At 67.6% G+C, this 26,373-nt stretch carries 25 protein-coding genes and 1 pseudogene; 15 read left to right on the forward strand and 11 right to left on the reverse strand.

Features of this window, described 5'->3' with window-relative positions; genetic code table 11:
* Positions 1–2: 2 nt before the first annotated feature.
* On the forward strand, positions 3–404 hold the full coding sequence (locus TVNIR_RS12690) for a hypothetical protein (RefSeq protein ID WP_043739721.1): 402 nt from the start codon (positions 3–5) through the stop codon (positions 402–404).
* Positions 405–443: 39 nt separating this feature from the next.
* Positions 444–1,199, forward strand: a complete 756-nt coding sequence (locus TVNIR_RS12695; RefSeq protein WP_015259433.1) for a HesA/MoeB/ThiF family protein — start codon at positions 444–446, stop codon at positions 1,197–1,199.
* A gap of 134 nt (positions 1,200–1,333) precedes the next feature.
* Here TVNIR_RS12695 and hslO read toward each other — a convergent pair whose 3' ends face one another.
* The 4 genes from hslO to gatC form a co-directional block, all read right to left on the reverse strand.
* A complete protein-coding gene (gene hslO / locus TVNIR_RS12700; protein WP_015259434.1) occupies positions 1,334–2,317 on the reverse strand; it encodes an Hsp33 family molecular chaperone HslO in 984 nt (327 codons plus the stop codon).
* A gap of 135 nt (positions 2,318–2,452) precedes the next feature.
* Positions 2,453–3,901, reverse strand: a complete 1,449-nt coding sequence (gatB, locus tag TVNIR_RS12705; RefSeq protein ID WP_335338133.1) for an Asp-tRNA(Asn)/Glu-tRNA(Gln) amidotransferase subunit GatB — start codon at positions 3,899–3,901, stop codon at positions 2,453–2,455.
* A gap of 9 nt (positions 3,902–3,910) precedes the next feature.
* The gene (gatA, locus tag TVNIR_RS12710) at positions 3,911–5,365 is read right to left on the reverse strand and encodes an Asp-tRNA(Asn)/Glu-tRNA(Gln) amidotransferase subunit GatA (RefSeq protein WP_015259436.1); all 1,455 of its coding nucleotides are present in this window, start codon (positions 5,363–5,365) and stop codon (positions 3,911–3,913) included.
* Positions 5,366–5,527: 162 nt separating this feature from the next.
* Positions 5,528–5,815 carry an Asp-tRNA(Asn)/Glu-tRNA(Gln) amidotransferase subunit GatC gene (gene gatC, locus TVNIR_RS12715; protein WP_015259438.1) on the reverse strand — a complete coding sequence of 96 codons (288 nt, stop codon included), beginning with the start codon at positions 5,813–5,815 and terminating at the stop codon, positions 5,528–5,530.
* A gap of 126 nt (positions 5,816–5,941) precedes the next feature.
* On the opposite strand from gatC, the gene TVNIR_RS12720 reads away from it, so the two are divergent.
* The 4 genes from TVNIR_RS12720 to rnd all read left to right on the forward strand — a co-directional run bounded on the left by TVNIR_RS12720 (position 5,942) and on the right by rnd (position 10,135).
* On the forward strand, positions 5,942–6,988 hold the full coding sequence (locus TVNIR_RS12720; RefSeq protein ID WP_015259439.1) for a rod shape-determining protein: 1,047 nt from the start codon (positions 5,942–5,944) through the stop codon (positions 6,986–6,988).
* A gap of 26 nt (positions 6,989–7,014) precedes the next feature.
* Entirely contained in the window at positions 7,015–7,890 is an 876-nt protein-coding gene (mreC, locus tag TVNIR_RS12725) for a rod shape-determining protein MreC (protein ID WP_335338134.1), read from the forward strand.
* Positions 7,887–8,378 carry a rod shape-determining protein MreD gene (gene mreD / locus TVNIR_RS12730; RefSeq protein WP_015259441.1) on the forward strand — a complete coding sequence of 164 codons (492 nt, stop codon included), beginning with the start codon at positions 7,887–7,889 and terminating at the stop codon, positions 8,376–8,378. Before mreC ends, mreD begins: the two co-directional genes overlap by 4 nt.
* Before the next feature lie 608 nt (positions 8,379–8,986).
* The gene (rnd, locus tag TVNIR_RS12735; protein WP_015259442.1) at positions 8,987–10,135 is read left to right on the forward strand and encodes a ribonuclease D; all 1,149 of its coding nucleotides are present in this window, start codon (positions 8,987–8,989) and stop codon (positions 10,133–10,135) included.
* A gap of 107 nt (positions 10,136–10,242) precedes the next feature.
* Here the strand turns inward: rnd and TVNIR_RS12740 are convergent, their stop codons facing one another.
* Positions 10,243–10,686, reverse strand: a complete 444-nt coding sequence (locus TVNIR_RS12740) for a hypothetical protein (RefSeq protein WP_015259443.1) — start codon at positions 10,684–10,686, stop codon at positions 10,243–10,245.
* A 121-nt stretch (positions 10,687–10,807) separates the two neighbouring features.
* Between TVNIR_RS12740 and TVNIR_RS12745 the strand changes: the two genes are divergently transcribed.
* Together TVNIR_RS12745 and waaF are read left to right on the forward strand one after the other, a co-directional pair.
* On the forward strand, positions 10,808–11,320 hold the full coding sequence (locus TVNIR_RS12745) for a SprT family zinc-dependent metalloprotease (RefSeq protein WP_015259444.1): 513 nt from the start codon (positions 10,808–10,810) through the stop codon (positions 11,318–11,320).
* A 56-nt stretch (positions 11,321–11,376) separates the two neighbouring features.
* Positions 11,377–12,399, forward strand: coding sequence for a lipopolysaccharide heptosyltransferase II (gene waaF, locus TVNIR_RS12750; protein WP_043740644.1), 1,023 nt, complete (start codon positions 11,377–11,379; stop codon positions 12,397–12,399).
* Between the two features lie 404 nt (positions 12,400–12,803).
* Here the strand turns inward: waaF and TVNIR_RS12755 are convergent, their stop codons facing one another.
* From TVNIR_RS12755 to hldE, 4 genes are read right to left on the reverse strand one after another with little or no spacing between them, the layout of a single operon-like run.
* Positions 12,804–13,889, reverse strand: coding sequence for a glycosyltransferase family 9 protein (locus TVNIR_RS12755; protein WP_043739725.1), 1,086 nt, complete (start codon positions 13,887–13,889; stop codon positions 12,804–12,806).
* On the reverse strand, positions 13,855–14,616 hold the full coding sequence (locus tag TVNIR_RS12760; RefSeq protein ID WP_043739728.1) for a 3-deoxy-D-manno-octulosonic acid kinase: 762 nt from the start codon (positions 14,614–14,616) through the stop codon (positions 13,855–13,857). Before TVNIR_RS12760 ends, TVNIR_RS12755 begins: the two co-directional genes overlap by 35 nt.
* A 26-nt stretch (positions 14,617–14,642) precedes the next feature.
* Entirely contained in the window at positions 14,643–15,608 is a 966-nt protein-coding gene (gene rfaD / locus TVNIR_RS12765; RefSeq protein ID WP_015259448.1) for an ADP-glyceromanno-heptose 6-epimerase, read from the reverse strand.
* A 59-nt stretch (positions 15,609–15,667) separates the two neighbouring features.
* The gene (gene hldE, locus TVNIR_RS12770; RefSeq protein ID WP_015259449.1) at positions 15,668–17,107 is read right to left on the reverse strand and encodes a bifunctional D-glycero-beta-D-manno-heptose-7-phosphate kinase/D-glycero-beta-D-manno-heptose 1-phosphate adenylyltransferase HldE; all 1,440 of its coding nucleotides are present in this window, start codon (positions 17,105–17,107) and stop codon (positions 15,668–15,670) included.
* Between the two features lie 175 nt (positions 17,108–17,282).
* On the opposite strand from hldE, the gene TVNIR_RS12775 reads away from it, so the two are divergent.
* From TVNIR_RS12775 to TVNIR_RS12790, 4 genes and pseudogenes are all read left to right on the forward strand, one after another.
* Positions 17,283–17,897 carry a D-sedoheptulose-7-phosphate isomerase gene (locus TVNIR_RS12775; RefSeq protein ID WP_015259450.1) on the forward strand — a complete coding sequence of 205 codons (615 nt, stop codon included), beginning with the start codon at positions 17,283–17,285 and terminating at the stop codon, positions 17,895–17,897.
* Entirely contained in the window at positions 17,894–18,454 is a 561-nt protein-coding gene (locus TVNIR_RS12780; protein ID WP_015259451.1) for a D-glycero-alpha-D-manno-heptose-1,7-bisphosphate 7-phosphatase, read from the forward strand. The genes TVNIR_RS12775 and TVNIR_RS12780 overlap by 4 nt, the downstream gene beginning before the upstream one ends.
* 67 nt (positions 18,455–18,521) lie before the next feature.
* Positions 18,522–19,817 (forward strand): 3-deoxy-D-manno-octulosonic acid transferase, encoded by a 1,296-nt coding sequence (locus TVNIR_RS12785; protein ID WP_015259452.1) that lies wholly within the window; start codon positions 18,522–18,524, stop codon positions 19,815–19,817.
* A gap of 740 nt (positions 19,818–20,557) precedes the next feature.
* Positions 20,558–21,777: pseudogene (locus TVNIR_RS12790) on the forward strand (IS110 family RNA-guided transposase).
* Positions 21,778–21,964: 187 nt separating this feature from the next.
* On the opposite strand, the gene TVNIR_RS12795 reads toward TVNIR_RS12790, so the two are convergent.
* Entirely contained in the window at positions 21,965–22,573 is a 609-nt protein-coding gene (locus TVNIR_RS12795) for a DUF3429 domain-containing protein (protein ID WP_015259454.1), read from the reverse strand.
* Positions 22,570–22,803 carry a hypothetical protein gene (locus TVNIR_RS20770; protein ID WP_015259455.1) on the reverse strand — a complete coding sequence of 78 codons (234 nt, stop codon included), beginning with the start codon at positions 22,801–22,803 and terminating at the stop codon, positions 22,570–22,572. Before TVNIR_RS20770 ends, TVNIR_RS12795 begins: the two co-directional genes overlap by 4 nt.
* An 82-nt stretch (positions 22,804–22,885) precedes the next feature.
* On the opposite strand from TVNIR_RS20770, the gene TVNIR_RS12800 reads away from it, so the two are divergent.
* Genes TVNIR_RS12800 through TVNIR_RS12810 form a run of 3 tightly spaced genes read left to right on the forward strand, consistent with a single transcriptional unit; the run spans position 22,886 to position 26,210 of the window.
* On the forward strand, positions 22,886–24,217 hold the full coding sequence (locus TVNIR_RS12800) for an NAD(P)/FAD-dependent oxidoreductase (protein WP_015259456.1): 1,332 nt from the start codon (positions 22,886–22,888) through the stop codon (positions 24,215–24,217).
* Entirely contained in the window at positions 24,217–24,981 is a 765-nt protein-coding gene (locus TVNIR_RS12805; RefSeq protein WP_015259457.1) for a DUF1365 domain-containing protein, read from the forward strand. The genes TVNIR_RS12800 and TVNIR_RS12805 overlap by 1 nt, the downstream gene beginning before the upstream one ends.
* Positions 24,981–26,210 (forward strand): SAM-dependent methyltransferase, encoded by a 1,230-nt coding sequence (locus TVNIR_RS12810; RefSeq protein WP_015259458.1) that lies wholly within the window; start codon positions 24,981–24,983, stop codon positions 26,208–26,210. Before TVNIR_RS12805 ends, TVNIR_RS12810 begins: the two co-directional genes overlap by 1 nt.
* Positions 26,211–26,373: the final 163 nt, after the last annotated feature.

Raw genomic sequence — 26,373 nt, forward strand, 5'->3', positions numbered from 1 at the left:
GGATGGACACCACCGTGTGCGCCCGGGAACTGGCCTTTCGTGGCCCACATCGGGAAGCTGATCAGGCTCCCGCGGCGGCGCTGTTGCTGTCGAATTCCCCGGTGGTCCAGGAAGTCGCGGTCACCGGGCCGAACCGGGTGCTGGTGCGCTATGACCTGCGCGAAGTGACCTTCGCCGAGATCGAATCGGCACTGGAAGAACTCGGCTTCCATCTCGACAACAGCGTGCTCACCCGGCTGCGCCGCGCCTACTATGAGTACTGCGAGGACACCCGGCGCGCCAATCTGAAAGTCCGGTCGAACTGCTTCGGCCATTGCGCGCGGCGCATCTTCGTGCGCGAATACCAGAAACACGAGCACGGGTGCCGTGATCAGCGCCCGGAACACTGGCGCGCGTACTGGTGACCGCCCCCGTCCACGCCGGATCGCGCCCGCCACTCGCCGATGAACGACGATGTGCTGCTTCGCTACAGCCGGCAGATCCTGATGCCCGAAGTCGGGGCCGAGGGGCAGGAAAGGCTGGAAGCCGCCCATGCGATCGTGATGGGGCTCGGCGGGCTGGGATCCCCGATCGCTGCCTACCTCGCCGCCGCCGGCGTCGGACGGCTCACGCTGGTCGACTTCGACGAGGTCGACCTGACGAATCTCCAGCGCCAGATCCTGCACGGTCAAGCCGACATCGGCAGGCCGAAGGTCGATTCCGCCGAGGAAAGTCTGCGTAGACTGAATCCGGGCTGCCGGATCGACAAGATCCCCCGCGGACTCGAACAGCCCGAACTGGAAACGCTTTGTGCGGGCGCGGACCTGATCCTGGACGGCACCGACAACTTCGCCAGCCGGGCCCTGATCAACCGTGCGGCGGTCGCCAGCCGCACGCCGCTGATCTCGGGCGCGGTGATCCGCTTCGAGGGTCAACTCGCCACCTTCGACTTCCGGGATCCCGACGCCCCCTGCTACCACTGCCTGTACGGCGACGGCGGAGAACTCGGCGAGACCTGCAGCGAATCTGGCGTGTTCGCCAGCCTGCCCGGCGTGATTGGAAGCCTGCAGGCCACCGAGGCCCTGAAACTGCTGATCGGTCTGCCGACGCTCGCCGGGCGGCTGCTGCTGGTCGACGGCCTCACCATGAGCTTTCGCAGCCTGGCGCTCGCCCGCGACCCGCAATGTCCCGTCTGCGGCCCGACCGCCCGGCCGCACTAGTACAGTACGCCGAGGGCGCAACACGGCGCCCGCACAACCCCGGCAGTGCTGCGGCGCACGGTCCTCGATCCTGTTGTGCCTCGAAACACGACCCAAGCGGCCTACCCGGCCGTGGTACGGCGATGGGCGCGGGGTCAGTGGCGAGTCGAACCGACGTCCGGCTGCGGATCGGCACTGGCAAACAGCGCCTCGGCATCGACCGCATCGAGGCGATAGCGGGCATTGCAGAACTCGCAGGTGACCTCGACCCTGCCTTCCTGCGCCAGTGTCGCCCGGACCTCGTCCGCGCCGAGGCCGCGCAGCATCTCCTCGACCTTCTGCCGCGAGCAGCCGCAGGCGAAACGCATCGCGTGTCCCTCCAGCAGCCGCACCCTTTCCTCGTGGAAGAGACGCAGCAACAGCTTCTCAACCGGAAGTGCCAGCAGTTCCTGCGGCGAGACCGTGTCGGCCAGCAGCGTGGCCCGCATCCAGTCCTCGGAGTCCGTGCGCGTGGGAGTATCATCGGCCGCCGGCATGCCCTGCAACAGCAGACCCGCAGCCCGTTCGGGCCCCGCCGCCAGCCAGACCCGCGTGGGCAGTTGTTCGGAGCGCTCGAAATACCGGTCCAGCGCGACAGACAGCGAGCCGCCGCCGAGCTCGACCACGCCCTGGTGGCGTTCGCGGCCTGCCCCCGGATCCAGCGTGATCACCAGCCGGGCGTCGTCCCCGAAGATCTCCGACAGATCGCCGTCGGGCACCTCGCCGCGGTAGCGCGCCAGACCGCGCAGCGCGCGGCTGCCGGTGGCCTGCACCACCAGCATGTGCAACGGCCCGGAACCGGTGACCTGCAGGATCAGCGCGCCATCGAACTTCAGCGTCGCTGCGATCAGCGCCACCGCCGCATAGGCCTCACCGAGGCGGGCACGCACCCCCGGCGGGTAGTCGTGGCGTTCCAAAAGTGCCTTCCAGGAATCGTCGAGATGCACCCACTCGCCACGCACCGCCGTGCGCTCCAGCAGGAAACGGTGCAGGGTGTCCCGCTCGTCGCTCACCGGCCGTCCCGGATTCGGTTGTCCCGCATCGCTGCGTAGCGCGCGTGCCGGAGTGCGCGCTGCGGCGCCGACGAAAACCTCGAACATGCCCGACAAGGCGCGGGATACAACGACCCGCGCGCAGGGCCGGGCCCGTTCCGGCGACGCGGGCCGATCGCGACGCCACGACATGCGTTTCCAGGCACCGGGAGCGGGCGCAGGAACACGTTCACGGGCGCTCAATCACCCTTGCAACCGCGTGCGCAGCCGCTCGTTGACCTGCGCCGGATTGGCCTTGCCCCGGGTCTTCTTCATCACCTGACCGACGAAAAACCCGAAGACCTTGTCCTTGCCGGAGCGGAACTGCTCGACCTGGGCCGGGTTCGCGGCGATCACCTCGTCGATGATCGCGTCGATCGCACCGGTATCGGTGATCTGCTTCAGCCCGCGCGCGTCGATGATCGCATCGGCATCGCCCTCGCCGGCCCACATCGCCTCGAACACCTCTTTCGCGATCTTGCCGGAGATGGTCTCGTCCTGGATCCGGACCAGCAACTGCGCGAGTGCCCCCGCCGGCACCGGGCTGTGTTCCACTACCAGCTCGGAGCGGTTCAACGCAGCCGTGAACTCGCCCATGACCCAGTTCGCGGCCAGCTTCGGCGCGTCACAGCCGGCTGCCACCGCCTCGAAGTAGTCGGCCATTTCCCGGCTCGCAGTCAACGATCCGGCATCATAGGCCGACAGGCCGTATTCGCTGATGAAGCGGTCACGCTTCGCATCGGGAAGCTCCGGCAGCCGGCCACGGATCGCGTCGACGAACTCCGGGTGGATCACCACCGGCAACAGGTCGGGATCCGGGAAGTAGCGGTAGTCGTTGGCCTCTTCCTTCGAGCGCATCGAGCGCGTCTCGTCGCGGTCCGGGTCGTACAGGCGCGTCTCCTGCACCACCGTTCCGCCAGCCTCGAGCAGGTCGATCTGGCGTTCCACCTCGAAATTGATCGCGCGCTCGACGAAACGGAACGAGTTCAGGTTCTTGATCTCGGTGCGGGTGCCGAACGCCTGCTGGCCCTTCGGGCGCACCGACACGTTGGCGTCGCAGCGGAAACTGCCCTCCTGCATGTTGCCGTCGCTGATGCCGAGATAGCGCACCAGCGCGTGCAGCTTCTTCATGTACGCGACCGCTTCCTTCGCCGAGCGCAGGTCCGGCTCGGAGACGATCTCGACCAACGGTGTTCCCGCGCGGTTGAGGTCGATGCCGGTCATCGCGGCAAAGCCCTCGTGCAGGCTCTTGCCGGCGTCCTCCTCGAGATGTGCGCGGGTCACCCCGATGCGTTTGCGGCCACCGTCTTCCCGGTCGATGTCCAGATGCCCCTCGGCGACGATCGGCAGCTCGTACTGCGAGATCTGGTAGCCCTTCGGCAGGTCCGGGTAGAAGTAGTTCTTGCGCGCAAACACCGACCGCGGCGCGATGCGCGCATCGATCGCGAGCCCCAGCATCACCGCCTTCTCGACCACCCCGGCATTCAGCACCGGCAGCACGCCGGGCAGCCCCAGGTCGACCGCGCAGGCCTGCCGGTTCGGCTCGGCACCGTAGGCAGTCGCGGCGCCGGAGAAGATCTTCGAGACGGTGTTGAGCTGGGCGTGGATCTCCAGCCCGATCACGGTTTCCCATTCCATCTGTTGCGCTCCCAGGGTCCTGTTCTAGACGAACGACGCCGGCATACGCGCATGCCAGTCGGTATCCCGCTGGAACTGGTGGGCGACCCCCAGCAGCCGCGATTCGTCGAAGTAGTTGCCGATCAACTGCAGACCCACCGGCAGGCAGCCGACCGTGCCCGCCGGCATCGACAGGCCCGGCAGACCGGCCAGGTTCACCGCGATGGTGTAGATGTCGGAAAGGTACATCCTGACCGGGTCCGCACTCTTCTCGCCGAGGCAAAACGGCAGCTCCGGAGTCGTCGGGCCGGCGATCACGTCGACCCGTTCGAACGCACGCCGGAAATCGTCCGCGATCAGCCTGCGAACCTTCTGGGCCTTCAGGTAATAAGCGTCGTAGTACCCGGCCGAAAGCACGTAGGTGCCGATCATGATGCGCCGCTTCACCTCTGCCCCGAAGCCCTCGGCGCGCGAGCGGGTATAGAGATCGGTCAGGTCGCGCGGCTCCGCGCAGCGATGCCCGTAACGCACGCCATCGTAGCGGGCTAGGTTCGACGAGCACTCGGCCGGGGCCACCACGTAGTAGGCGGGCACCGACAGGCCGCTGTTCGGCAGGCTGATCTCGACGAGTTCCGCGCCGCGGTCCTTCAGCACCGCTAGCGCGGCGTCGGTCGCCGCGCGCACCGACGGATCCAGGCCATCGCCGAAGAACTCGTTCGGCAGGCCGATACGCAGACCCTTCAGGTTCGCGTCCAGCCCGGCGGTGAAATCCTCGTCCGGGCGCTCGACGCTGGTCGAATCGCGCGGATCGAAGCCCGCCATCGCGTTCAGCATCATCGCGCAGTCCTCGGCGGTCGCGGCCATCGGCCCGCCCTGGTCGAGACTGGAGGCGAACGCGATCATCCCGTAGCGCGACACCCGGCCGTAGGTCGGCTTGACACCGGTGATGCCACAGAACGCCGCCGGCTGGCGAATCGAGCCGCCGGTGTCGGTGCCGGTCGCGCCCGGCACCAGCCGCGCCGCGACCGCGGCCGCGGAACCGCCGGACGAACCGCCGGGCACCCGGTCGGCATCCCAGGGATTGCGCACCGCGCCGTAGAAGCTGGTCTCGTTCGACGACCCCATCGCGAACTCGTCCATGTTGGTCTTGCCCAGCGTGACCGCGCCGGCGGCGTTCATGCGCTCGACCACGGTCGCATCAAAGGGGGCGACGAACGGGTCCAGCATCTTGGAACCGCAGCTGGTGCGCACGCCGCGGGTGCAGAAAATGTCCTTCTGGGCCACCGGAAGGCCGAGCAGCGCCGCCTGTTCGCCCCTGGCCAGCCGCCGATCGGCCGCATCGGCCGCTGCCAGCGCCGCCTCCGGGGTGACGGTGATAAAGCTGTTGATCTGCGCATCCAGCCGATCGACACGCTGGAGATAGAGTTCGGTCAGTTCGCGGCTGCTGATGTCCCGCGCGCGCAGTCGCCGGGCCCAGCCGGCAAGGGTATCGAGTGTCATCGCGTCAGGGTCCGTCGGTGGTACCTGGAAGAGTCGGGGGGCGAGAGAGTCAGCGGGCCTGCCAGCGCAAGGCGGTTCCCGGGCGCTGGCAAATCCCGTCGTGGTGATCCGCAAGCCGGCGCGGTGCCCGGTCCACGCCCGGCAGGGCCACGGCTGTGGCCGTCATTCGATCACGCGCGGCACGAGATAGAGCCCGCCCTCGACCGCGGGTGCGATGGCCTGGAACACGTCCCGCTGGTCGCTTTCGGTGACCGCGTCGGGCCGCAGGCGCTGCTCGGCATCGAGCGGGTGAGCCATCGGCTCGATGCCCTCGATCTCGGCCGCGTTCAGGGCCTCGACGAAATCGAAGATGTCGCTGAGCCCGGCCGCGAATCCCTCCGCCTCCCGGTCGTCCATCGCCAGCCTGGCCAGGTCGGCGATGCGGTGCACTTGGTCGCTGTTCAGAGACATGGTTCAGGCCATTTTCCTGCTGGATCACAAAGCGCGAAAGTTACCATAAAGCATACCTTGCCCAAAGCCATGGCCGCTTGCTAGTCTTTCGCGTTCTTTCCCGCCCGCTTCCCGTCAGGTTCAGCTATGTTCAAACGCGTTTTGGGGTTGTTCTCCAACGACATCTCGATCGATCTGGGTACAGCCAACACGCTGATCTACATGCGCGGTCAGGGCATCGTATTAAACGAGCCCTCGGTGGTCGCGATCCGCCAGGACCGCGGCCCCGGCGGCCCGCGTTCGCTTGAGGCCGTGGGGACCGAGGCCAAGAAGATGCTGGGGCGCACGCCGGAGAACGTGACCACCATACGGCCGATGAAAGACGGCGTGATCGCCGATTTCACCACCACCGAGAAAATGCTGCAGCACTTCATCAAGAAAGTGCACGAACGGCGGGTGTTCCGGCCCAGCCCGCGGGTGCTGGTCTGCGTGCCCTGCGGCGCGACCCAGGTCGAGCGCCGGGCGATCCGGGAATCGGCCTTCGGAGCCGGCGCGCGCAAGGTCTACCTGCTGCAGGAACCGGTGGCGGCCGCGATCGGCGCCGGCATTCCGCTCGACGAGGCGGTCGGCTCGATGGTCCTTGATATCGGCGGCGGCACCTCCGAGGTCGCAGTGCTGTCGATGAACGGCATCGTATACTCGGAGTCGGTGCGCATCGGCGGCGACACCTTCGACGAGGCGGTCATGTCCTACGTGCGTCGCAATTACGGCGTGCTGATCGGCGAGGCCACTGCGGAACGCATCAAGCACGCGATCGGCTCCGCGTACCCGGGCAAGGATCTGCTCGAGATCGAGGTCAAGGGCCGCAACCTTGCCGAGGGGGTACCTCGCTCGTTCACCTTGAACAGCAACGAGATTCTCGAAGCGCTGCAGGATCCGCTGCACGGCATTGTGTCGGCCGTGCGCACCGCGCTGGAGCAAACTCCACCCGAACTCGGTGCGGACGTCGCTGAACGCGGGATCGTGCTCACCGGCGGCGGCGCCTTGCTCCAGCACATCGACCGGCTGATCATGGAGGAAACGGGTATCCCGGTGGTGATCGCCGAGGATCCCCTGACCTGCGTGGCACGCGGTGGCGGCCGCGTGCTGGAGATGCTCGACGAAAAACGGGTCGACTTCCTGGCCAGCGAGTAGTCGTCCCGCCCGCTGGAGGACGTGTCATCGACAAACCGCTGTTCAGCCTGGGGGTCTCGCCGACCCTGCGCCTGCTGGCGGTGGTACTGATCGCCCTGGCCCTGATGGTACTCGACCACCGCCTCAACCAGCTGCAGACGCTGCGCAACCTGTTCGCGACCGTAGCCTACCCGGTGCAGCTGGCGGTCGATGCCCCAATCCGGATCGGCAGCCGGATGCTCGAGTCCTTCTCCAGCCACGAGCAACTGGTACTCGAAAACCGGCTGCTGCGGTCCGAGCTGATGGAGCTGCGGGCGCGGCAGCTGCGTTTCGACGCGTTGCAGATGGAGAACGACCGGCTCCGCGCGCTGCTGCACACCTCGACGCAGGCCGCCGAACGGGTACAGATCGCGAAACTGCTGGCGGTCGATCTCGATCCCTTCCGCCAGCAGATCGTGATCAACAAGGGGCGCCTGGACGGCGCCTACCCGGGACAGCCGCTGATCAACGCCGACGGGGTCGTCGGCCAGATCCTGACGGCACACTGGACCAGCTCGACCGCGTTGCTGATCTCCGACCCCGGCCATGCGTTGCCGGTCATCGTTGCGCGAACCGGGCTGCGTGCACTGGCGGTCGGCACCGGGAACCCGCGGCGGCTGAGCCTGCGCCACGTACCCCCGCAGGAAGACATCGAGGAGGGCGATCTGCTACTGACCTCCGGCCTCGGAGGCCGGTTTCCGGCCGACTACCCGGTCGCCCGCATCGTGTCCGTCGAGCACCGGCCGGGGCAGTCGTTCCTGCTGATTGCGGCCGAGCCGCTGGCGGCACTGGACCGTTCCCGCGAGGTGCTTCTGCTGTGGACGGAACCGCCCGAGCCCGACGAGGCAGGGCACGAAGACGGAGCGGCGGATACCCCGAAATGACGACCGCGCTGGGCATGCCCGCACCGGTCGCGGTCTCGCTGCTGGTCGCGCTGGCGCTGACCATCGTGCCACTGCCCGATGCCATCGCGGCGACCCGGCCCGAGTGGGTCTTGCTCGTGCTGATTTACTGGGGCATGGCCTTTCCCCGCCGGGTCGGAATCGTCACCGCCTTCATTGCCGGCCTGTTCCTCGACGTGCTGCAGAACCAATTGCTCGGGCAGAACGCGCTTTCGCTTGCGGTGGCCATGTTCATCGTACTGCAGATCTATCCGCGCATGCGGGTATTTCCGGTCTGGCAACAATCCGTCGCCGTGGCCTTTCTGGTCACGCTGGTCAGCGTGCTCAATCTTTGGGTGCGCGGCGCGACGGGCCTGCCACCGGGCAGCATGATGTACTGGGCCCCGGTGCTCAGCAGCGCTCTGGTCTGGCCGCTCCTCTATCACGTACTGCGCGAGGCCCGCCGCCGCTGGCTGCTGCACCTGACCTGAGGCGATGTGAGAATGAATCCCGGCCATCGCGAGGAGGGAGCACGCCGCGTCAGCATCGCCTGTCTCCTTGGGAGCATTACGGATTTGTTCCAATGGGTGACGAACCTGCTCGGCGACCCCTGGTCCCGGCGCGCCTGCGGCGCGTTCGCGAGCAGGCTCGCTCCTACGCGGTCCAAGGCAGCGCTTATCGGTCTGCCTGGATGAGCCAGAACAATCCGGTAATGCTCCCGTCTCCTTCCACCCAAGGCTCGGAATGATGCAAGATCTCGCGCGAACGGCGATGGCGTGGGCGGCGCCCCCGTTGAGGAAAGAGGCGGGAAAGGCCGTCATCCGCCATCTGGCGCCGGGGAGACACGAATGCCACGTGACAGATAACGCTGCGCTCCTCCGGCCACAGATCGCCGAGGGGTATCTTTACACAGCAACTGCCTCGCCAGCTGGCCTATCGCCGCCGCCGCCGGGCAGGGAACCGAACTGAATCTTGAGCAGGCAAGAAGGGGGCTACGAAATGCCTTATTCCAAGTGGCAACGGCGATACCTGCCGAATACCAACAACGAACGGCGGGCGCCCTTGGTCGCGAGCCGCCTCGACACCTGCGGACCCGCCAATGCATGATCATGGGCTGATCACCACGGAGACCGGCTTGCGCGCACTGCTCGATGCCATTGCCGGGAGCGAGTGGGTGGCGATGGACACCGAGTTCATCCGCGAAAAAACGTACTTTCCGAAACTCTGCCTGATCCAGCTCGCGACCCCCGATCACATCGCCTGCGTCGATCCGCTCGCACTCGGCGGTATCGGGCAGCTGGACCAACTGCTGCAAGACTCGGCGGTACTCAAGGTTTTTCACGCAGCCAGCCAGGATCTCGAAGTCCTTTACCTCGTCACCGGCAAGGTGGCATCCCCGGTCTTCGATACCCAGGTGGCCGCGAGCCTGCTGGGGCACGGGGAACAGGTAGGCTATGCCAATCTGGTGGAGGCCGTGCTGCACCGCGAACTCGACAAGACCCAGTCACGCACGGACTGGGCGCGGCGCCCGCTGCAGCCCGCGCAACTCGAATATGCGCGTGATGATGTGCGTTTCCTCACGGAATTGTTCGTGCAGTTGCAAAAGGAACTCGACGCGCTTGGCCGACTGGACTGGCTGCAGCCGGAAATGGAGGCATTGACCCGGCCCGAACAGTACCGGCCCGATCCGGCCCGGGCCTGGCTCCGGGTCAGCGGGCACAAGCGACTCAAGCCGCGGGATCTGGCGGTGCTGCGCGAACTCGCGGCCTGGCGCGAAACCGAAGCGCGGGACCTGGACCGCCCCCGCCGCTGGGTGATCAGCGACGACGCTCTGCTGACCATCGCGCGCACACGCCCCGCGGATCTTCAGACCCTGCACGCCCAGCGCGGGCTGCCGAGGAATCTGGACGAGCAGCGGGCCCGGCAGATCCTGGAGGCCGTTCAGCAGGGCTGCGCGGCACCGAAGGAGAGCTGGCCTGCGGTCTCACGAAGGCAACCGTTGAGCGAGGCCGAGGAAGTCGTGGCCGACGTCTGCATGGCGCTGCTGCGCGAACTCGCGCGCCGGCAGAAGATCAGCCCCCAAGCCATCGCGAGCCGCAAGGACGTAATGGCACTGATGCGCAGGGAAGACGGCGCCACGCTGGCGCAGGGATGGCGGGCACGCGTCGCCGGGGCCCAGCTGCAGCGCTGGCTGGACGGCGCCAGCGCACTGCGCCGCAGTTCATCGGGAATCGAACTGGACCGATGAGGCGTATCCCTGCCCGGCCTGTAACCGGCGGGCGCCGGGCGGACCCATTCCATCGGACCCGTCCAGCCTGCGGTTCCGTTCGTGGAAAGAGGAGGTCCCCAGCGCCATCAAGGGGCGCTGTATACACCCCGGCGCGGCGAGGCCAGTCGGCCCTGGCGCTTCAGGTACGCCAGCGTCTGGCTGATGTTCTTGGTGTCGATACCAGCCGCCTCGGCCTGCTCCCGAATCTCGCTCACCATCATCTCGGGCTTGGTCGCGACGATGTCGCACAGCTTCTGGCTGATGGTGCCACCCGCCGCCGTTCCGCTGCGGCGTCCACCCGCGGCGCGCGCCTTCGGGGTTCGCCCCCCGAGATCCCGGATTTCGCGATCGAGTTCCGCGAGTTCTGCCCGCTGCCGCGCTACAATTTCCTTTCGTTTTTTCCGCAGCGCTTCGAGTTTCTTCTTCCGGCTGGCCTCGCGCCGTTCGGCCTCCTGCTGCTCGCGCTCGCGAGCCAGGGCATACAATTCCTCAGCGGTCAGGTCAGAGATTTTCTTCGTTTCAGCGTTCATCAAATTTCCTCTCTCGTTCAATTGCTAGGGTCAAGACTCTTGAGCAACAGATTTTGTTCCATACAAGTTAATGGAAATTTCACGAACAAACAATAATCCCGTTGGGAGGCCAAACGTTCTCGTGCACCCCCGCCTGAATGCAACACAAGAGGCCGCGATCCGCGAGGCGGCCGCGCAGTTTTACTACCGCATGGCCGCGCTGCCGGCACCGGCGATCCGGTTCGATCTTCGTGGCCGCTCCGCCGGACAATGGCGCCTGCGCGGCGGGATTGAAACATTGCGATTCAATCCCGAGGCCTTCCTGCGCGACTGGAATGCACACTTTCCCGCCACCATCGCACATGAGGTCGCCCATTCGCTGGTCTACCGACGCTTCACACACGCGCAGCTGCGCCCGCATGGGCCGCAATGGCGTGCCATCATGACCCAACTGGGATTTCCTCCGGAGGTCACACATCGGACCCCGCTCAGCGGGCGTCGCAGCCGCTTCTACCTATATCGATGCCGATGCCGCACGCACCGCCTCGGCCCGCGCCGGCATTATCTGGTGACTCGACGGGGTTACCGGTGTGCCTGTTCTCAATGCGGCGCTACGCTGCATTACGGAAACCAGCTGGAGTGGCGCCAGGCCTGACCTTCGCGCATGGACCAGACCCAGTACAGCACTTCGATCCTTCCGCGGTATACCGCATGAGCGCACGCGAGACCGATACGCCGGTACTGGTCGTGGGCCCTGCCTGGGTAGGCGACATGATCATGGCCCAAAGCCTGTTCATCACGTTGAGCCGCACCCGGCCGGGGGTCGCGATCGACGTGATCGCCCCGCCGTGGAGCCTGCCGATCCTGGAGCGCATGCCTGAGGTGCGTCGCGCCATCCCCCTGCCCGTGGCGCACGGCGAACTCGCGCTGCGCAGACGCTGGCAGCTCGGCCGCCGCCTGCGGGCCGAGGGCTACGCGCAGGCGATCGTGCTGCCACGCTCGGCGAAGGCGGCCCTGCCGGTGTTCGCCGCGGGCATCGCGCGCCGCACCGGCTACCGGGGGGAGTTCCGGTACGGGCTGCTGAACGACATCCGACCGCTGGAGCGCGCACGCCTCTACCGCACCGTAGATCGCTTCGTGAACCTCGGCCTGGAACCCGATTCCGCCCCGCCCGCGCCGCTTCCCGAACCGCGGCTGCGGATCGCCCCGGCAGCCGCGGCCAGAACAGCCGCTGCGCTGGGCCTGAACGCCGACACCGCGCCGGCACTCGCACTGTGCCCGGGCGCCGAATACGGCCCCGCCAAGCGCTGGCCGGAGGAACACTTCGCCCGCGTCGCCCGCGACCGCCTCGCCGCCGGTTGGCAGGTCTGGCTACTCGGATCGGACCGCGACCGCGCGGTGACCCACGCGATCGCGGCGGCTGCTCCCGGGGCGGTCGATCTCGCCGGACGCACCACGCTGGCGCAGGCGGTCGACCTGCTCTCGCTCGCCCGCGCCGTGGTCAGCAACGACTCGGGGCTGATGCACGTAGCCGCGGCGGTCGCTGCGCCGGTGATCGCGCTGTACGGATCGTCGGACCCGAACTACACGCCGCCGCTGAGCGGCAAGGCGCGGATTCTGAGCCTGGGCCTCGACTGCAGCCCGTGCTTCCGGCGTGAATGCCCGCTCGGGCACCTGAACTGCCTGCGCCAGTTGGCGCCCGAACGCGTGATCACGCTGCTCGACGAGACCTGAAGGAAGCGCCCTCGACACAACCTACCACCTGATTATCACGGAAGCTCTGCAAACTGGAACGGGCCGCCATCGAAACCACCGTCATCGCGAGGAGCGAAGCCTTTAGCCGCGAGCGCAGCGTGGCGGGACGTGGCGATCCAAACGGCGTGAGCCCTCCCCACGCCGCCTGGATTATTCGCTGCGCTCACGCTGCGGGCCAGCCTTCGGCTGTTCAATGCGCTGCGCGCATTAGTGCCGCGCTACGCACTACGCACTACGCACTACGCACTACGCTCGCAATGACGACCGACGCAGAACGGTGTCGTGCTCGCTGCGGAGGTTTCGTGATAATCAGGACCTACCATGGCGTCTACCGGTCGCCGGGGCGCGAACGGCGGGGTCTTTCACGTTGCGGGCCACACGGGTCAGACGGCGAGACGGTCGATCCGCTCGCAGACGTCAGCGACCGTGATCAACTCCATCGCCCGCGGATGCCGGACCCGCGTGCCCCAGCGCAGCGTATCCGGCTCGCGGCCGAGGAACCGGCGCACCGCGTCCGGATAGCGGTCGACGACGAACTCGCGATGGCGATAGGGCCCGGTGCGTTGCGGGTTCGAGGTGGCGTACAGGCCGATCACCGGCACATCGAGTGCGCTCGCGATGTGCACCGGCCCGGAGTCTGGCCCGATCAGGCCCGCGCAGCGCGCCAGCACCGCAGCCAGCTGCTTCAGGCTGGTCTGCCCCACCAGGTCCACGGGGCGCACGCGCGCCCCGGCCACGATCGCGTCCGCGTAGGCGCGCTCGCGTGCCGACGGGCCACCGGTCAACACCACGCGGAAACCGCGCGCGGCGGCGTGGTCCGCCACCGCCACATAGCGCTCTGCCGGCCAGTCCCGGTAGTTATGCAGCCGCAGGCTGGAGCACGCGCTGATCGCCAGCAGGGGACGGTCCGCGGGCAGTTCGCGCGCCGCGAAGGCCAGCGCGTCGTCCGGCAGCGGGATCCCCCAGGCGAGCTCCCGCGCGGCCAGTCCAGCCCGTTCCAGGAAGCCGAAGTAAGCGTCCAGCACGTGCTCGCGGGAGCGCGCGGCGATACGCTCGGAGGTGAACAGCCACTGGCCGTTTACCGCCCGGGCGCGGTCGAAGCCGATGCGCCGGTGCCCCCGCAGGCTGGTCGCGATCAGGCTGGCGCGCAGCGACGACTGCATCTGCAGGATCACGTCATGGACGCGCCCGGTCTCCTCGGCGCGCAGCCGCGCACGGCAGCGACGAATTCCCTCACGCTTGTCCAACACCCGGAAAGTCACATCGGGAATATCGCCGACCAGCCCGGCCTCGGTACGGCCCACCACCCAGGTGATCGCGGTATCTGGCCAGCGCCGCTGCACCGTGCGCAGGATCGGCAGCACATGCGTGGTGTCGCCGATCGCGGACAGCCGGAAGATGCACAGACTGGCGGGCACACCCGCCCCGGCGGGCTCAGCCACCCGTGGGATCTGCCGGCGGAGCGGCATTCGGGTTCCGGTAGCCGGAGAGCAGCGCGGCGAAATCCCGTTCCGAGAAATGCCAGCGGTCGAGCAGATGCAGACGCTTCTCCAGGTCTCGGCGCAGTCGCGCCAGGTTGCCCTCGCGCCAGGCGCCGGCGGCGCGCTGGCGCCCGCGATCCCAGTCGAGCAGCCAGACCCGGCCGCAGACATCGAGCAGAATATTGCGGCTGTTCAGGTCCGCATGACAGTAGCCGGCGTCGTGGAACTGGCGGATGCAGACGCCGACCCGGTGCCAGGTCAACGCGCTCACGGCCTCCGTGCGCAGCCGGGAATCCAGCGGGCGGGCGTCCGGGATCCGCTGCGTGACCAGGTCGGCGCGGTAATACGGGCCCGCGCGCACGATCCGAGCCGCCACCGGCCGCGGGACCGGCAGTCCCAGGTCGCGCATTTCCGCGGTCAGCAGGAACTCACGCCAGGGACGGCTACGGCGCAGCCCAGTCCAGAGATAACGGTCGCCGAGCACGCGGGCCACCGAGCCGCCGCGCAGGTAGTGGCGCAGGACCCACTGCCCGTCGTTCCCCGGGATCGGCGGATCGAAGAACAGAACCTGCCCGCGACCCGCCGCCCCGCGGGCCGCGACCCACCCCTGTTCCACCAGGGCCGCGGGATCGAACATCCATCGGGCCGGGACCACATCCAGCGCGGCGTCGTGGATCAGGTAGCCCTCGTCGGTCTGCTGCACCCGCCATTCCATCGTCGCCGTGCCCCGTCCGAAGCCGCCTAGTGCGGCTGCATCGTGCCCTGACGGGCGCGGGTATCGGCAACGTAGCGCGCCGCGCCCGCCTCGACGTCACGGAACTCGAGGTCGCAGCCGGCGGCGCGCAGCGCGGTCAGGTCAGCCTGGGTGTAGCTCTGGTAGCGTCCCTTCAGGTGGTCGGGGAACGGGATGTACTCGATCTCACCGGAGCCCCAGGCCTCGATGACCGCCCGCGCCATGTCGTTGAAGCTGCGGGCGCGCCCGGTTCCGAGGTTGAAGATCCCGCTCACCTCGGGGTGTTCCAGCAGCCAGAGCTTCACGTTCACGCAGTCCTGCACGTCGACGAAGTCGCGCTGCTGCTCACCGTCGGCATAGCCGTCGCAGCCCTCGAACAGACGCACGCGCCCCGTCCCGGCCAGCTGGTTCTGGAAATGGTGCGCGACGCTCGCCATCGACCCCTTGTGCTGCTCGCGGGGACCATAGACGTTGAAATAGCGCAGACCCACGACCGGGGCGGCCAGCTCGCGCATATGCCGGCGCAGGTACTGGTCGAACAGCAGCTTGGAGTAGCCGTACACGTTCAACGGGCGTTCGTTCGCGGGATTCTCGGCAAACACGCGGCCCCCACCGTAGACCGACGCCGACGAGGCGTAGATGAACGGGATCCGCAGATCCTGGCAGGCGTGGAACAGCGCCCGGGTGTAGTCGAAATTGTTGCGCATCATGTAGCGGCCGTCCCATTCCGTGGTCGCCGAACAGGCGCCGAGGTGGAACACCGCCTCCGCGCGGCCCAGCGCCCGGCCTTCCAGCACCCGCGCCCCGAAGTCGTCCTTATCCAGGTAGTCGGCGATCGTGCAGTCGGCGAGGTTCAGCGCCTTTTCGCCGCGCGTCAGATTGTCGACCACGACGATGTCGGTCTGGCCACGGAGGTTCAGCTCGTGAACCAAGTTGCTGCCGATGAAACCGGCGCCACCGGTGACGATGATCATCAGATTGAGACTCCTTGGTTCTTGTCCGGGAAGCCCTCGGGTCCCGGATTGGGTTCGGTTCAGCGCGCCGAGCCGCTGCCGCCATGCATGCGTTCGATCATCGCGGTCGTGGAGCAGCCGTCGAGGAAATCCAGGATTTCGACCGAGCCGCCATTGGCCACCACCGCGTCGTGCCCCGCGATCTGTTCCGGACGGTAGTCGCCGCCCTTCACCAGCACGTCCGGCAGCACCCGTCCGATCAGCCGGGCCGGAGTGTCCTCGGCGAACGGTACGACCCAGTCCACCGAGGCCAGTCCGGCGAGCACCGCCATCCGCTGCGCGAGCGCATTCACCGGCCGGCCTTCCCCCTTCAGACGCTGGACCGAATCGTCGTCGTTCACCGCCACGATCAGCCGGTCGCCACGTGCCCGCGCCTGCTCCAGGTAGCCCACGTGGCCGGCGTGCAGCAGATCGAAACAACCGTTGGTCATCACGATCCGCTCGCCGTGCGCGCGCGCATCGGCTACCGCCGCGAGCAGTTCATCCTCGCTGACCACGCCGTGACTGGCATCGTCCTGCTCGCGCAGCACCCGGCGCAGCTCCGCCACGGTCGCGGTCGCGGTACCGAGCTTGCCGACGACGATGCCGGCGGCCAGGTTGGCCAGCGCGGTCGCCTGAGGCAGTTCCAGACCCGCAGCCAGGCCGGCGGCCAGCGTCGCAATCACCGTGTCACCGGCACCGGTCACGTCGAACACCTCGCGTGCCCGTGCCGGCAGGTGTACCGGAGGATCGCCTGGATGCACTAGGCTCATACCGTCCTCGCCGCGGGTGATCAGCAGGGCGTCGATCCCGCAATCGGCGATCAGCGCCTCGGCGCGCCGGACGATCTCACCGGTATCCCCACAGTGGCCCACCACCGCCTCGAACTCGGCCAGATTGGGAGTGATCAGCGTGGCGCCGCGGTAGATCGCGAAGTCGCGCCCCTTCGGATCCACCAGCACCGGCCGGCCGGCCTGCCGGGCAGTCTCGATCAGCACGTGCGGCGCGCGCAGCGCACCCTTTCCGTAGTCGGACAGCACCACCACCGACGCATCTGCGAGCAGGGGCCGGTACAGCGGCAGCAGGTCGCGCGCCTGCAGGCCACGAAAACCGTCCTCGAAATCCAGCCGGATCAGCTGCTGGTGACGGCTGATCACGCGCAGCTTGGTGACCGTTGCCGCATCCGCCTGGCGATGAAGGTGGCAGTGGATCCCCGCGTTCGCGAGCCGGTGTTCCAGCTCGGCGCCCGCTTCGTCCTCGCCGATGACCCCGATCAGCGCCGGCGATGCGCCCAGCGCGGCCAGGTTGAGCGCAACGTTGCCCGCGCCGCCGGGGCGCTGCTCGATGCCGCGCACGTGCACCACCGGCACCGGCGCCTCGGGCGAGATCCGGTCGGTGGCGCCGTGCCAGTACCGGTCCAGCATCAGATCCCCGGCGACCAGGATCCGCACATCGTCGAAGTCAGGGAGGGTGATCTTCATAACCACCGGGTTGCGGGATGAGTGAACTCACGGGAGTATAATAGAAGTATACAGAACACCTGCCGCGGCGGTGCCCAAGAACCCCAGGCGGTGCAGCCTGGCTCGCCGCTCCGACCGGTGGCCATTGCGCGGGCGCCCTTGGTACGCTAGGTCATTCATCCCGGACGGTGCGGCCATGACCCCCGAGACCCTCAGCGAGGTATTGCGCGAGAGCGCACGGATCAAGACGCAGCTCGCGGACGAGCAAGCCGGCGCTATCCTGGAGGTGATCGAGGCGGTGATCGCGGCTCTGGCCCGGGGCAACACCGTGTTCTTTTTCGGCAACGGCGGCAGTGCGGCGGACGCCCAGCACCTGGCCGCCGAACTCATCGGCCGGTTCACCCTCGAGCGCCGCCCGCTGCCGGCGCTGGCACTTACCACGGACACCTCGATCCTGACCAGCATCGGCAACGACTACGGCTTCGACCAGATCTTCCTGCGCCAGATCCAGGGTCTGGGGCGCCCCGGCGACGTTGCCGTGGGCCTGAGCACCAGCGGCAACTCGCCGAACGTGCTCAAGGCGGTCGAAGCGGCCCGCGCGAACGGACTGATCACGGTCGCGATGACCGGCGAGGGCGGCGGCCGGCTCGCGGACCGTGCCCACTTCTGCCTGCGCGTGCCCGCCACCGATACCGCGCGTATCCAGGAGAGCCACATCACCATCGGCCACCTGGTCTGCCAGGGGGTCGACGAGGCGGTCGCGGAGGGGCGCATCCCGCAGGAGGCCGGCAACGGAAACCCGCGCGCATGAGTGTCCGCGCGCTGTTTCTGGACCGGGATGGCACGCTGATGGTGGACGTCGGCTACCCCAGCCTACCGGAGCAGGTGGAACTGCTGCCTGGCGCTGCCGAAGCCCTTGCCGCGCTGCGCGAGGCCGGGTATCGGCTGTCGATCATCAGCAACCAGTCCGGCGTCGGCCGGGGCTATTTCGACGCAGCGGCGGTCGAGGCCGTGCATCAGCGCCTGCTGGACCTGCTGGCGGTGCACGGCGTGCCGATCGACGATGCCGAGTACTGCCTGCATGCACCGGAGGACGGGTGCGACTGCCGCAAGCCCTCGCCGCTGATGATCCGGCGTTCCGCGGACCGGCTCGGCGTCGATCCCGCGCAGAGCTTCATGATTGGCGATAAGGCCTCGGACATCGAGGCCGGCCGGCGGGCCGGATGCCGCACCATCCTGCTCGACCCCACCGGCGCGGGAGGTACGCAGGCCGATTTCGTCTGCCGCGACTGGGAAGACATCGTGCAGGCCGTGCGCCGGATCACCGACCGGCCCGTCGCGGCCGGATCGAGGACGGGCAGTGCATGACCGCCCCCGAAGTGGCAACCGACCGGTTCCGGTCGCGAAACAGCAGCCGGCCACGGCTGAGCCCGCGATGAATCTCGCGCGCCGGCTGCTGTTTCATCTCGCGCGGCAGGTCTACAACGTCGTCATCCACCTGCTGATCCCAGTAGCGCTGCTGCACTTCTTCTGGCGTGCACGCCGCGAAGCCGCCTATGGCCAGCATGTCGGCGAGCGCCTGTGCCGCGGACCGGCACCGACACCGGCCCCGGATCTCTGGATCCACGCGGTTTCGCTGGGCGAGATGCGGGTCGCCGGCACGCTGGTGGAAGCTCTGGCACGGAAGCGGCCTAACCTGCGCATCCAGCTGACCACGGTCACCCCGGCCGGCCGCGCGGAGGGGGAACGCCTGCAGGCCAGCGGACTGCCCGTCGAGGTGCGCTATCTGCCGCTGGATTCGCCGCCGCTGGTACGCCGTTTCATCCGCGAACTTCGACCCGGCGCGCTGGTGCTGATCGAGACCGAGCTGTGGCCCAACCTGCTCTGGCAGTGCCGCCGGGCAGACCTGCCCGCGGTTCTGGCGAACGCTCGCCTGAGCCCGCGGCTGCGCGACACTTACCGCCGATTCCGCACGCTGTACGGGCCGCTGCTGGCGGGACTGGACTGGGTTGCCGCGCAGAGCCCGGCGGATGCCGCACACTTCCGGGCGCTCGGGGCGACACGGGTCGAGGTGGCCGGAAACCTGAAGTTCGACGTGGCACCGGGCCGAGCCCGGACCGACCTGATCCGGGGCCATTTCCTCGGGGAACGCCTGTGGGTGGCCGGCTCCACCCATCCCGGCGAGGAGAGCCGGCTGATCGAAATCCACCACCGCCTCTGCGAGCGCTACCCGCACAGCCTGATCCAGCTGTTGCTGGCACCCCGGCACCCGGCCCGCGCGGAGTCCATCGTCGCCGAGGTGCGGGAGGCCGGGCTGAGCGCTGTCGCCCGCTCGCAGATGGACCCCTCGGGCACTGCCGCGGACGTCATCGTGGTCGATACCCTGGGCGAACTCGCGGCACTCTATGCGCTCGGCGACGCAGCTTTCGTCGGGGGAAGTCTGGTCGCCCACGGCGGCCAGAACCCGCTGGAACCGATCGCGGGCGGGTGCCCGGTGATTCTGGGTCCGGACACCCGCAATTTCGCCGACATGGTCGCCCTGCTGGTCGAGGCCGGGGCGGTTTTGCAGGTGGCGGACGTCGACGCGCTGTTCGAGGCGCTGAACGGGCTGCTGGTGGACCGCGAACGCGCCCGTGAACTCGCGCGTCACGCGCAGGAGACGCTCGACATCCACCGGGGCGCGACCGAGCGCACGCTCGCGCTGCTCAGCCCGCAGCTCCGGCCCGATTGAGGCGCCACCGGACCGGATCCTGCACCATGTACGCTAACGATCATGACCATAGGCCACCCCCGACCATGAAAGGCGATCGGCCAGAGGGCTGGCCTCCGGGGGGCGCAGTGCTGTTTAGGGTGGCCCGCGACGTTGGAATCCACCGTGTAGGAGCGAGCCTCGCTCGCGAAACGGCGTTGGGTGGACCGCCAGCGGCCGGCGCGCCTGCGGCGCGTTCGCGTGCAAGGCACGCTCCTACGGGGAGCGGGGCCATGACCGTGACTTTCACGCTAACTGTCATGCCCTCGGCCGCGAGGCACCCCGAAAGATGAAAATACGATGATAAATCATAGACATACGATTCTAGGGCGGCGTATTTTCACGCTAACTGTCATGCCCTCGGCCGCGAGGCACCCCGAAGGATGAAACTACGATTATAAATCAGAGACATACGATTCTAGGGCGGCGTATTTTCACGCTAACTGTCATGCCGCCGGGCGCGCGGCACCCCCGATGATGAAAGATAATGGGCGTGCTGTCGCGTCGGGCTGAGGTCGCGATAATTCTTGATGGCGCCTGACCGCGCACGCTAACTCGACCCGCTGCCCTTCACTCGTACCCCGGATTGCCTGGCATGGCCTGGAAGGGTCATGGACAGCGCACGCTAAAAAGAGCCGTCGAGTCCCGACAGGCCGTTGAAGGACGGCGCCCTTGGCGACAGCACATCGTGAAGGATAGTGCGTTTGCCCGAGGAGGTCAGCATGGACATTACCCCGATTCACCGGCGCGTTGTCGGTCTGGATGTGCACCAGAGCAAGATCACGGCCTGTGCGCTGATCGAGCAGCCCGATGGCAGTGTGGCGGTGGAGCACCGGGAGTTTGGTGGTTCAAGCGCGATCGGCGGGCGTTGGCCGAGTGGGTTCGCGGATTCGACCCCGAGGTCGTGGTGATGGAGAGCACCGGGATCTACTGGAAGAGCCCCTATGCGGCCCTTGAGCGTGTGGGCGTCATGGCCTGGGTCGGTCAATGCCCGTCACGCCCGAAACGTGCCTGGCCGCAAGACCGACCTCTCCGATGCCCAGTGGCTGGCCACGCTGGCCCGTGCCGGTCTGCTGCGGGCTTCGTTCATTCCTCCGGCCGAGATCCGCCATCTGCGCCTGATCGCCCGGCAGCGCCAGAAGCTGGTCGGGATGCTGGCCGCGGAGAAGAACCGGCTGCACAAGGTGCTGACCGATGCCGGGATTCGCCTGAACGTGCTGGTCTCCGACGTACACGGCGCGTCGGCACGGGCCATGATCAAGGCCCTGCTCGCCGATGCCCCCCATGCACGCAATCCTCGACCTCGCCGGCCGCCTGCGGGCTTCCCCGCGAAGAACTGTTCGAAGCCCTGCAACCGGAGGAACTGAGCACCAGGCACCGCTTCGTGCTCAACGAGGTTCTGGCGCACATCGAGTACCTCGAGGCCATGATCGCCCGCTTCGAACAGGAACTGCTTGCGGGTCTGGCCCCCTGGGAGCCGCAGGTGTGCCTGCTGGAAACCGTGCCCGGCATCGACCGCATTGGCGCCGCCATGCTGCTCGTCGAAATCGGTACCGACATGGCGAGCTTCGGCAGCGCCGAACGCCTCGCGTCCTGGGTCGGCATCTGCCCCGGCAACCACGAGAGCGCCGGCAAACGCAAAAGCGGACGCACGCGCAAGGGCAACGCCTGGGTCCGTCGCCTGCTGTGCGAGTTCGCGCAAGCCGCCTCCCGCACCCGCTGTGCGCTCAAGGACAAGTTTTCGGCCTTGTCCATCCGCAAGGGACACAAGCGCTCCATCGTGGCCCTGGCGCACAAGCTCCTGCGCATCGTCTACGCCATGCTCAATCATGCGGCCCCCTACCAGGATCGCACCGTCGATTACGAGGCTCTCGTCGTGCAGCGCAACGCGCCGCGCTGGCTGAAGATGCTGGAAAAGCACGGCTATCTCACCGCCACCTGAGCCGCCACACAGGCTCTTCGAGTCCCGCAAGCAGGCATTTGCGCACCGGCATGCGTCACGCCAGAATCTCGCTCGCCCCAACGTCAGGTTCTTTCACGCTAACTGTCATGCCCTCGGCCGCGAGGCACCCCGAAGGATGAAACTACGATTATAAATCAGAGACATACGATTCTAGGGCGGCGTATTTTCACGCTAACATCGGCACCAGTGCGACCAGGGAGAGCGGCGCCGGCAGCAGCAGGGCCGCCCAGCCGGCGATGGCCGGCAACACCGCCCAGGCCGGGGCCGCAAGGCCCGCCACGCGATAGTTCCGGTCCACCAGATACAGACCCCAGTGCACTCCTCCGAGGAAGGCGAGGATCACCGCCCCGTACAGACCCAGCGCATTCAGCGCGAAATCCTGCCACGCGGGTGACCCGAACCAGGAGGCGGCGCCGAAGAACAGGAACGGGACCAGGCCAGCGTAGCCGAGAGATACCAGCAGCGATGGTGGCGCCCCTGGATCCAAGGGCAGGCGGCCCGTATCCAGGTAGCGACGCAGCTCGGGCAGACCACCGATGACACCGTCCCGGGCAACGAACATCGGCAGCATGTGAAATCCGGAGGCCTGTTGCAGCGAGTGAAAGCGGGCACGATTGGCGGCAGAACCCATCCCCCACTCGATCCGCTGCCAGCGCCCCGGACGCAGACGATCGAGCAACCCGGCGGCCTCGCGCAGATCGGTGATCCCCGAGGTGATTGCGATGACTTCGTACCGCTCCAGCGCGGCGGCGACGTCTTCGGGCCAGCGCGTCACTGCAGCACCGCATGGATCGCGCCCCGCAGGCAGCGATCCTCCGGTCGCACCCGGGTACCGGACGACGCCAGTACCTGCCCCCAACGCCGATCGCAGCGCCGCACGGGTGCCTGGCCCACCGGCAGGCGCAACCCGGAGTCGAAGGTATCCGGGCACGGGTGAGCCCGGGTCGGGGACGTTCTCGCGAGCACGGTGGCAAGGACGGGAAGCAGGAACGGAAACAATGTCACGGCACGACTCCGGATGAGATTTACAAGTATTGTAAAAGTCCTGTATAACTATGTCCACAACCCGACCGCAACGAGGCATCACATGAGCAGGCAACGCATCGCCATCATCGGAGCCGGTATTTCCGGCCTGGCCACCGCTTGGCTGCTGCAGACCCGATTCGAAGTCCGGCTGTTCGAAAAGGAGGCGGTACCAGGCGGCCACGCGCATACCGTCAGCGTGCCGGACCCAGGCGGCCCGCTCGCGATCGATACCGGGTTCGTCGTGTACAACGAGTGCAACTACCCGTTGCTCACGCGGCTGTTCGCGCACCTGGAGGTGCCCACACAGTGCACCGACATGTCCTTCGCCTATTCGCTGCAGCCGGGGGGCATCGAGTACGCCGGTACTGACCTGAACACCCTGTTCGCCCAGCGGCGGAACCTCATGCGGCCGCGCTTTCTGCGCATGATCACGGATATCCTGCGCTTCAACCGGCTCGGCAGGCGATTGCTCGCGCAGGACAGCGTGAGCGGGATCACCCTCGGGCAGTTCCTGTACCGGCACCGCTTCAGCGCCGGCTTCACCGACGATTACCTGCTCCCGATGGCGGCGGCGATCTGGTCCTGCCCCACCACCACGATGGGCGCTTTCCCGGCACGCGGTTTCCTCGAGTTCTTCCGCAACCACGGGCTCCTCGACATCGACCGACGGCCGCAATGGCGTACCGTGGTGGGTGGCAGCCGCAGCTACGTGAACCGACTCGTCGAACGGTTGCAGCCGGGCACGATACGGCACCAGGGTGTTACGGCTGTACAGCGCGTGGCAGGCCGCTGGCAAACGAGCACCGACGCCGGCAACGAACACTTCGATGCCGTGGTCTTCGCCTGCCACGCAGACGATGCACTGTCCCTGCTGACCCACCCGACACCGGAGCAGGCTGCCGCCCTCTCAGCCTGCCGCTTCCAGGACAACCGGGCGATCCTGCACACCGATGCCCGCCTGATGCCGCGCTCGAAGCGGGTCTGGTCGTCCTGGAACTACCTGACCTGCCGGCAGGGCGTCGACGGCCAGCGGGTGTCGGTATCCTATTACATGAACCGGCTGCACCGACTGGACCGGCCGCGGGATTACATCGTCAGCCTCAACCCCTGGCGCGAACCCCACCCTGCCAGCGTGCTCGGAGAATTTCGCTGGCGCCACCCGATCATGGATTCAGCGGCCATCGCTGCCCAGAGCCGCATCGCGGCCATGCAGGGCCTCGACGGGGTATACCTTGCCGGCGCTTGGACCGGCTACGGCTTTCACGAGGACGGCATGCGGTCGGCCGTTGCGGTCGCGCGGCACCTGGGCGTGACACCACCGTGGGAGTCCGGGCAGGAACCGGTCCCGGAGCGAGCTGCCGACCCGATCACCGAGGCTGCCCGGGCCGCCTGATGCCTACACCCGCACAGATCTACGTCTGCCAGGTGATGCACCGGCGCTTCTTCCCGGTCGCCTACCGCTTCCGCTACCGACTGTTCACGATGCTGTTCGACGTCGACCAAGTGGAAGCGCTGGCGCAAGACCATCGCTGGTTCTCGCTGGATCGGTTCAACCTGTTCAGCCTGTACACGCGCGACCACGGACGCCGCGACGGGAGTCCGTGGCGGCCCTGGATCGACGCTGTCCTCGCCAGGCACGCGATCCGGCTCGAGGGAGGCCGCATCCGGCTGCTGGCGATGCCGCGGATCCTGGGCCACGCGTTCAACCCGCTGAGTGTCTGGTACTGCGATCATCGCGATGGCACAACACGCGCCGTGCTGCTCGAGGTTCGCAACACCTTCGGCGAACACCATCACTACCTGCTGCACAACGGCGGAGCCCCACTCGATTGGCCAGTACGGGGTGAGAAGTCGAAGCGGTTCCATGTCTCCCCGTTTATCGGCATGGAGGCGCGCTATGCCTTCCGGCTGCAGGCGCCGGCCGAGACCCTCGGCATCGCGATCCTGGAGTACGAGGACCGTGACCTGCTGCTCATCGCCACCCAGACCGGCCGGCGACGCGAATTCACCGACCCAGCCCTGCTCAGGATCCTGTTCACGATGCCCTGGGCGACCACCAGGATCCTGTTCCTGATCCACTGGCAGGCCCTGAAGATCTGGCTGCGCGGCGGCCGTTTCCACCGCAAACCCGAGCCCCCCACACAGGAGGTCAGCTGATGCCCCCCGATCCCGTCTCCACCACCGCAGCACAATCCGCCGAGCAGCGATCCCCGGCGCTGCCGCTACGCTGGCTGGCCCGAGCACTGGCCGGCATCGACCACGGCGAGCTCACGCTGATCGACGCCGCCGGAAACCGGGTGAGCCTGCGCGGGCAGGCGAAGGGCGTTGCGGCCGTCTGGCGTTTGCGCCGCCCGTGGCGCGCGCTGTTCCGGCTCCTGCACCGCGGCGAGATCGGCTTCGCCGAGGGCTACATCGCGGGGGACTGGGGCACACCAGACCTGCAGTCGCTGCTACAGTTCACGATGGACAACGAGCACGCGCTGACCGACCTGGCCGACCGCCCCGCGTGGCAGCGGCAACTGGATCGCTTCCGCCACCGGCTGCGCCGCAACAGCCGGCGCGGGAGCCGCGCCATTATCCGTTTTCACTACGACCTCGGCAACGAGTTCTACCGGCAATGGCTCGACTCGACGATGTCCTACTCGTCGGCGTTGTTCAGCAAGGGCGATGAGGCCCTCGAGACCGCACAGCAGCGCAAGTACCAGCGACTGCTCGATCGACTCGACGCGGAACCCGGCGCGCACATCCTGGAGATCGGCTGCGGCTGGGGCGGCTTCGCCGAGGCAGCGGCACGCCGGGGCTACCGGGTGACCGGCGTCACCCTGTCGCAGGAGCAGCTCGAATACGCCCGGGAACGCATCGCGCGTGCCGGCCTGTCCGAGCGCGTCGAACTGCGCCTGCAGGACTACCGCGATCTCTCGGGGCAGTACGACCACGTCGTATCCATCGAGATGTTCGAGGCGGTGGGCGAAGAATGGTGGGCCACATATTTCGACCGCCTGTGCCAATGCCTGCGCCCCGGGGGCCGCGCCGCGCTCCAGGTGATCACCATCGACGAGCAGGCATTTGCCCGCTACCGCGTCAGCGCGGACTTCATCCAGCTCTACGTCTTTCCCGGGGGCATGCTGCCCCCGGTCCGGCGGTTCAACGCCCTCGCCGGTGCGGCCGGGCTCGTCCGGCGGGAACAGGACTTCTTCGGCCCGGACTACGCGCTGACGCTGCGCCGCTGGTTCGAGGAGGTCCGGCGTTCCGGCGATGTCATCCGCGCCCTCGGGTACGACGACCGCTTCCTGCGCATGTGGCGCTACTACCTCGCCTACTGCGAGACCGGCTTCCGGTCAGGTCGCGTGGACCTGATGCAGGTCATCCTACAACGGCGGTACTGACACGCCCCGGTTCGGCGCGCAACGGCCAACGGAGCTGAGACAGCGCCGGTAACGCGTTGCGGAACCCGCAGGGCGGACGTCATCAGCTCGTAGCACTCGCCTCCCAGACTGGCACCCTCGGCTGGACGTCCAGCTGCGCCGCGTCGGACACGAAAACCTGCAG

Source organism: Thioalkalivibrio nitratireducens DSM 14787, assembly GCF_000321415.2.
Classification (GTDB): Bacteria; Pseudomonadota; Gammaproteobacteria; order Ectothiorhodospirales; family Ectothiorhodospiraceae; genus Thioalkalivibrio; species Thioalkalivibrio nitratireducens.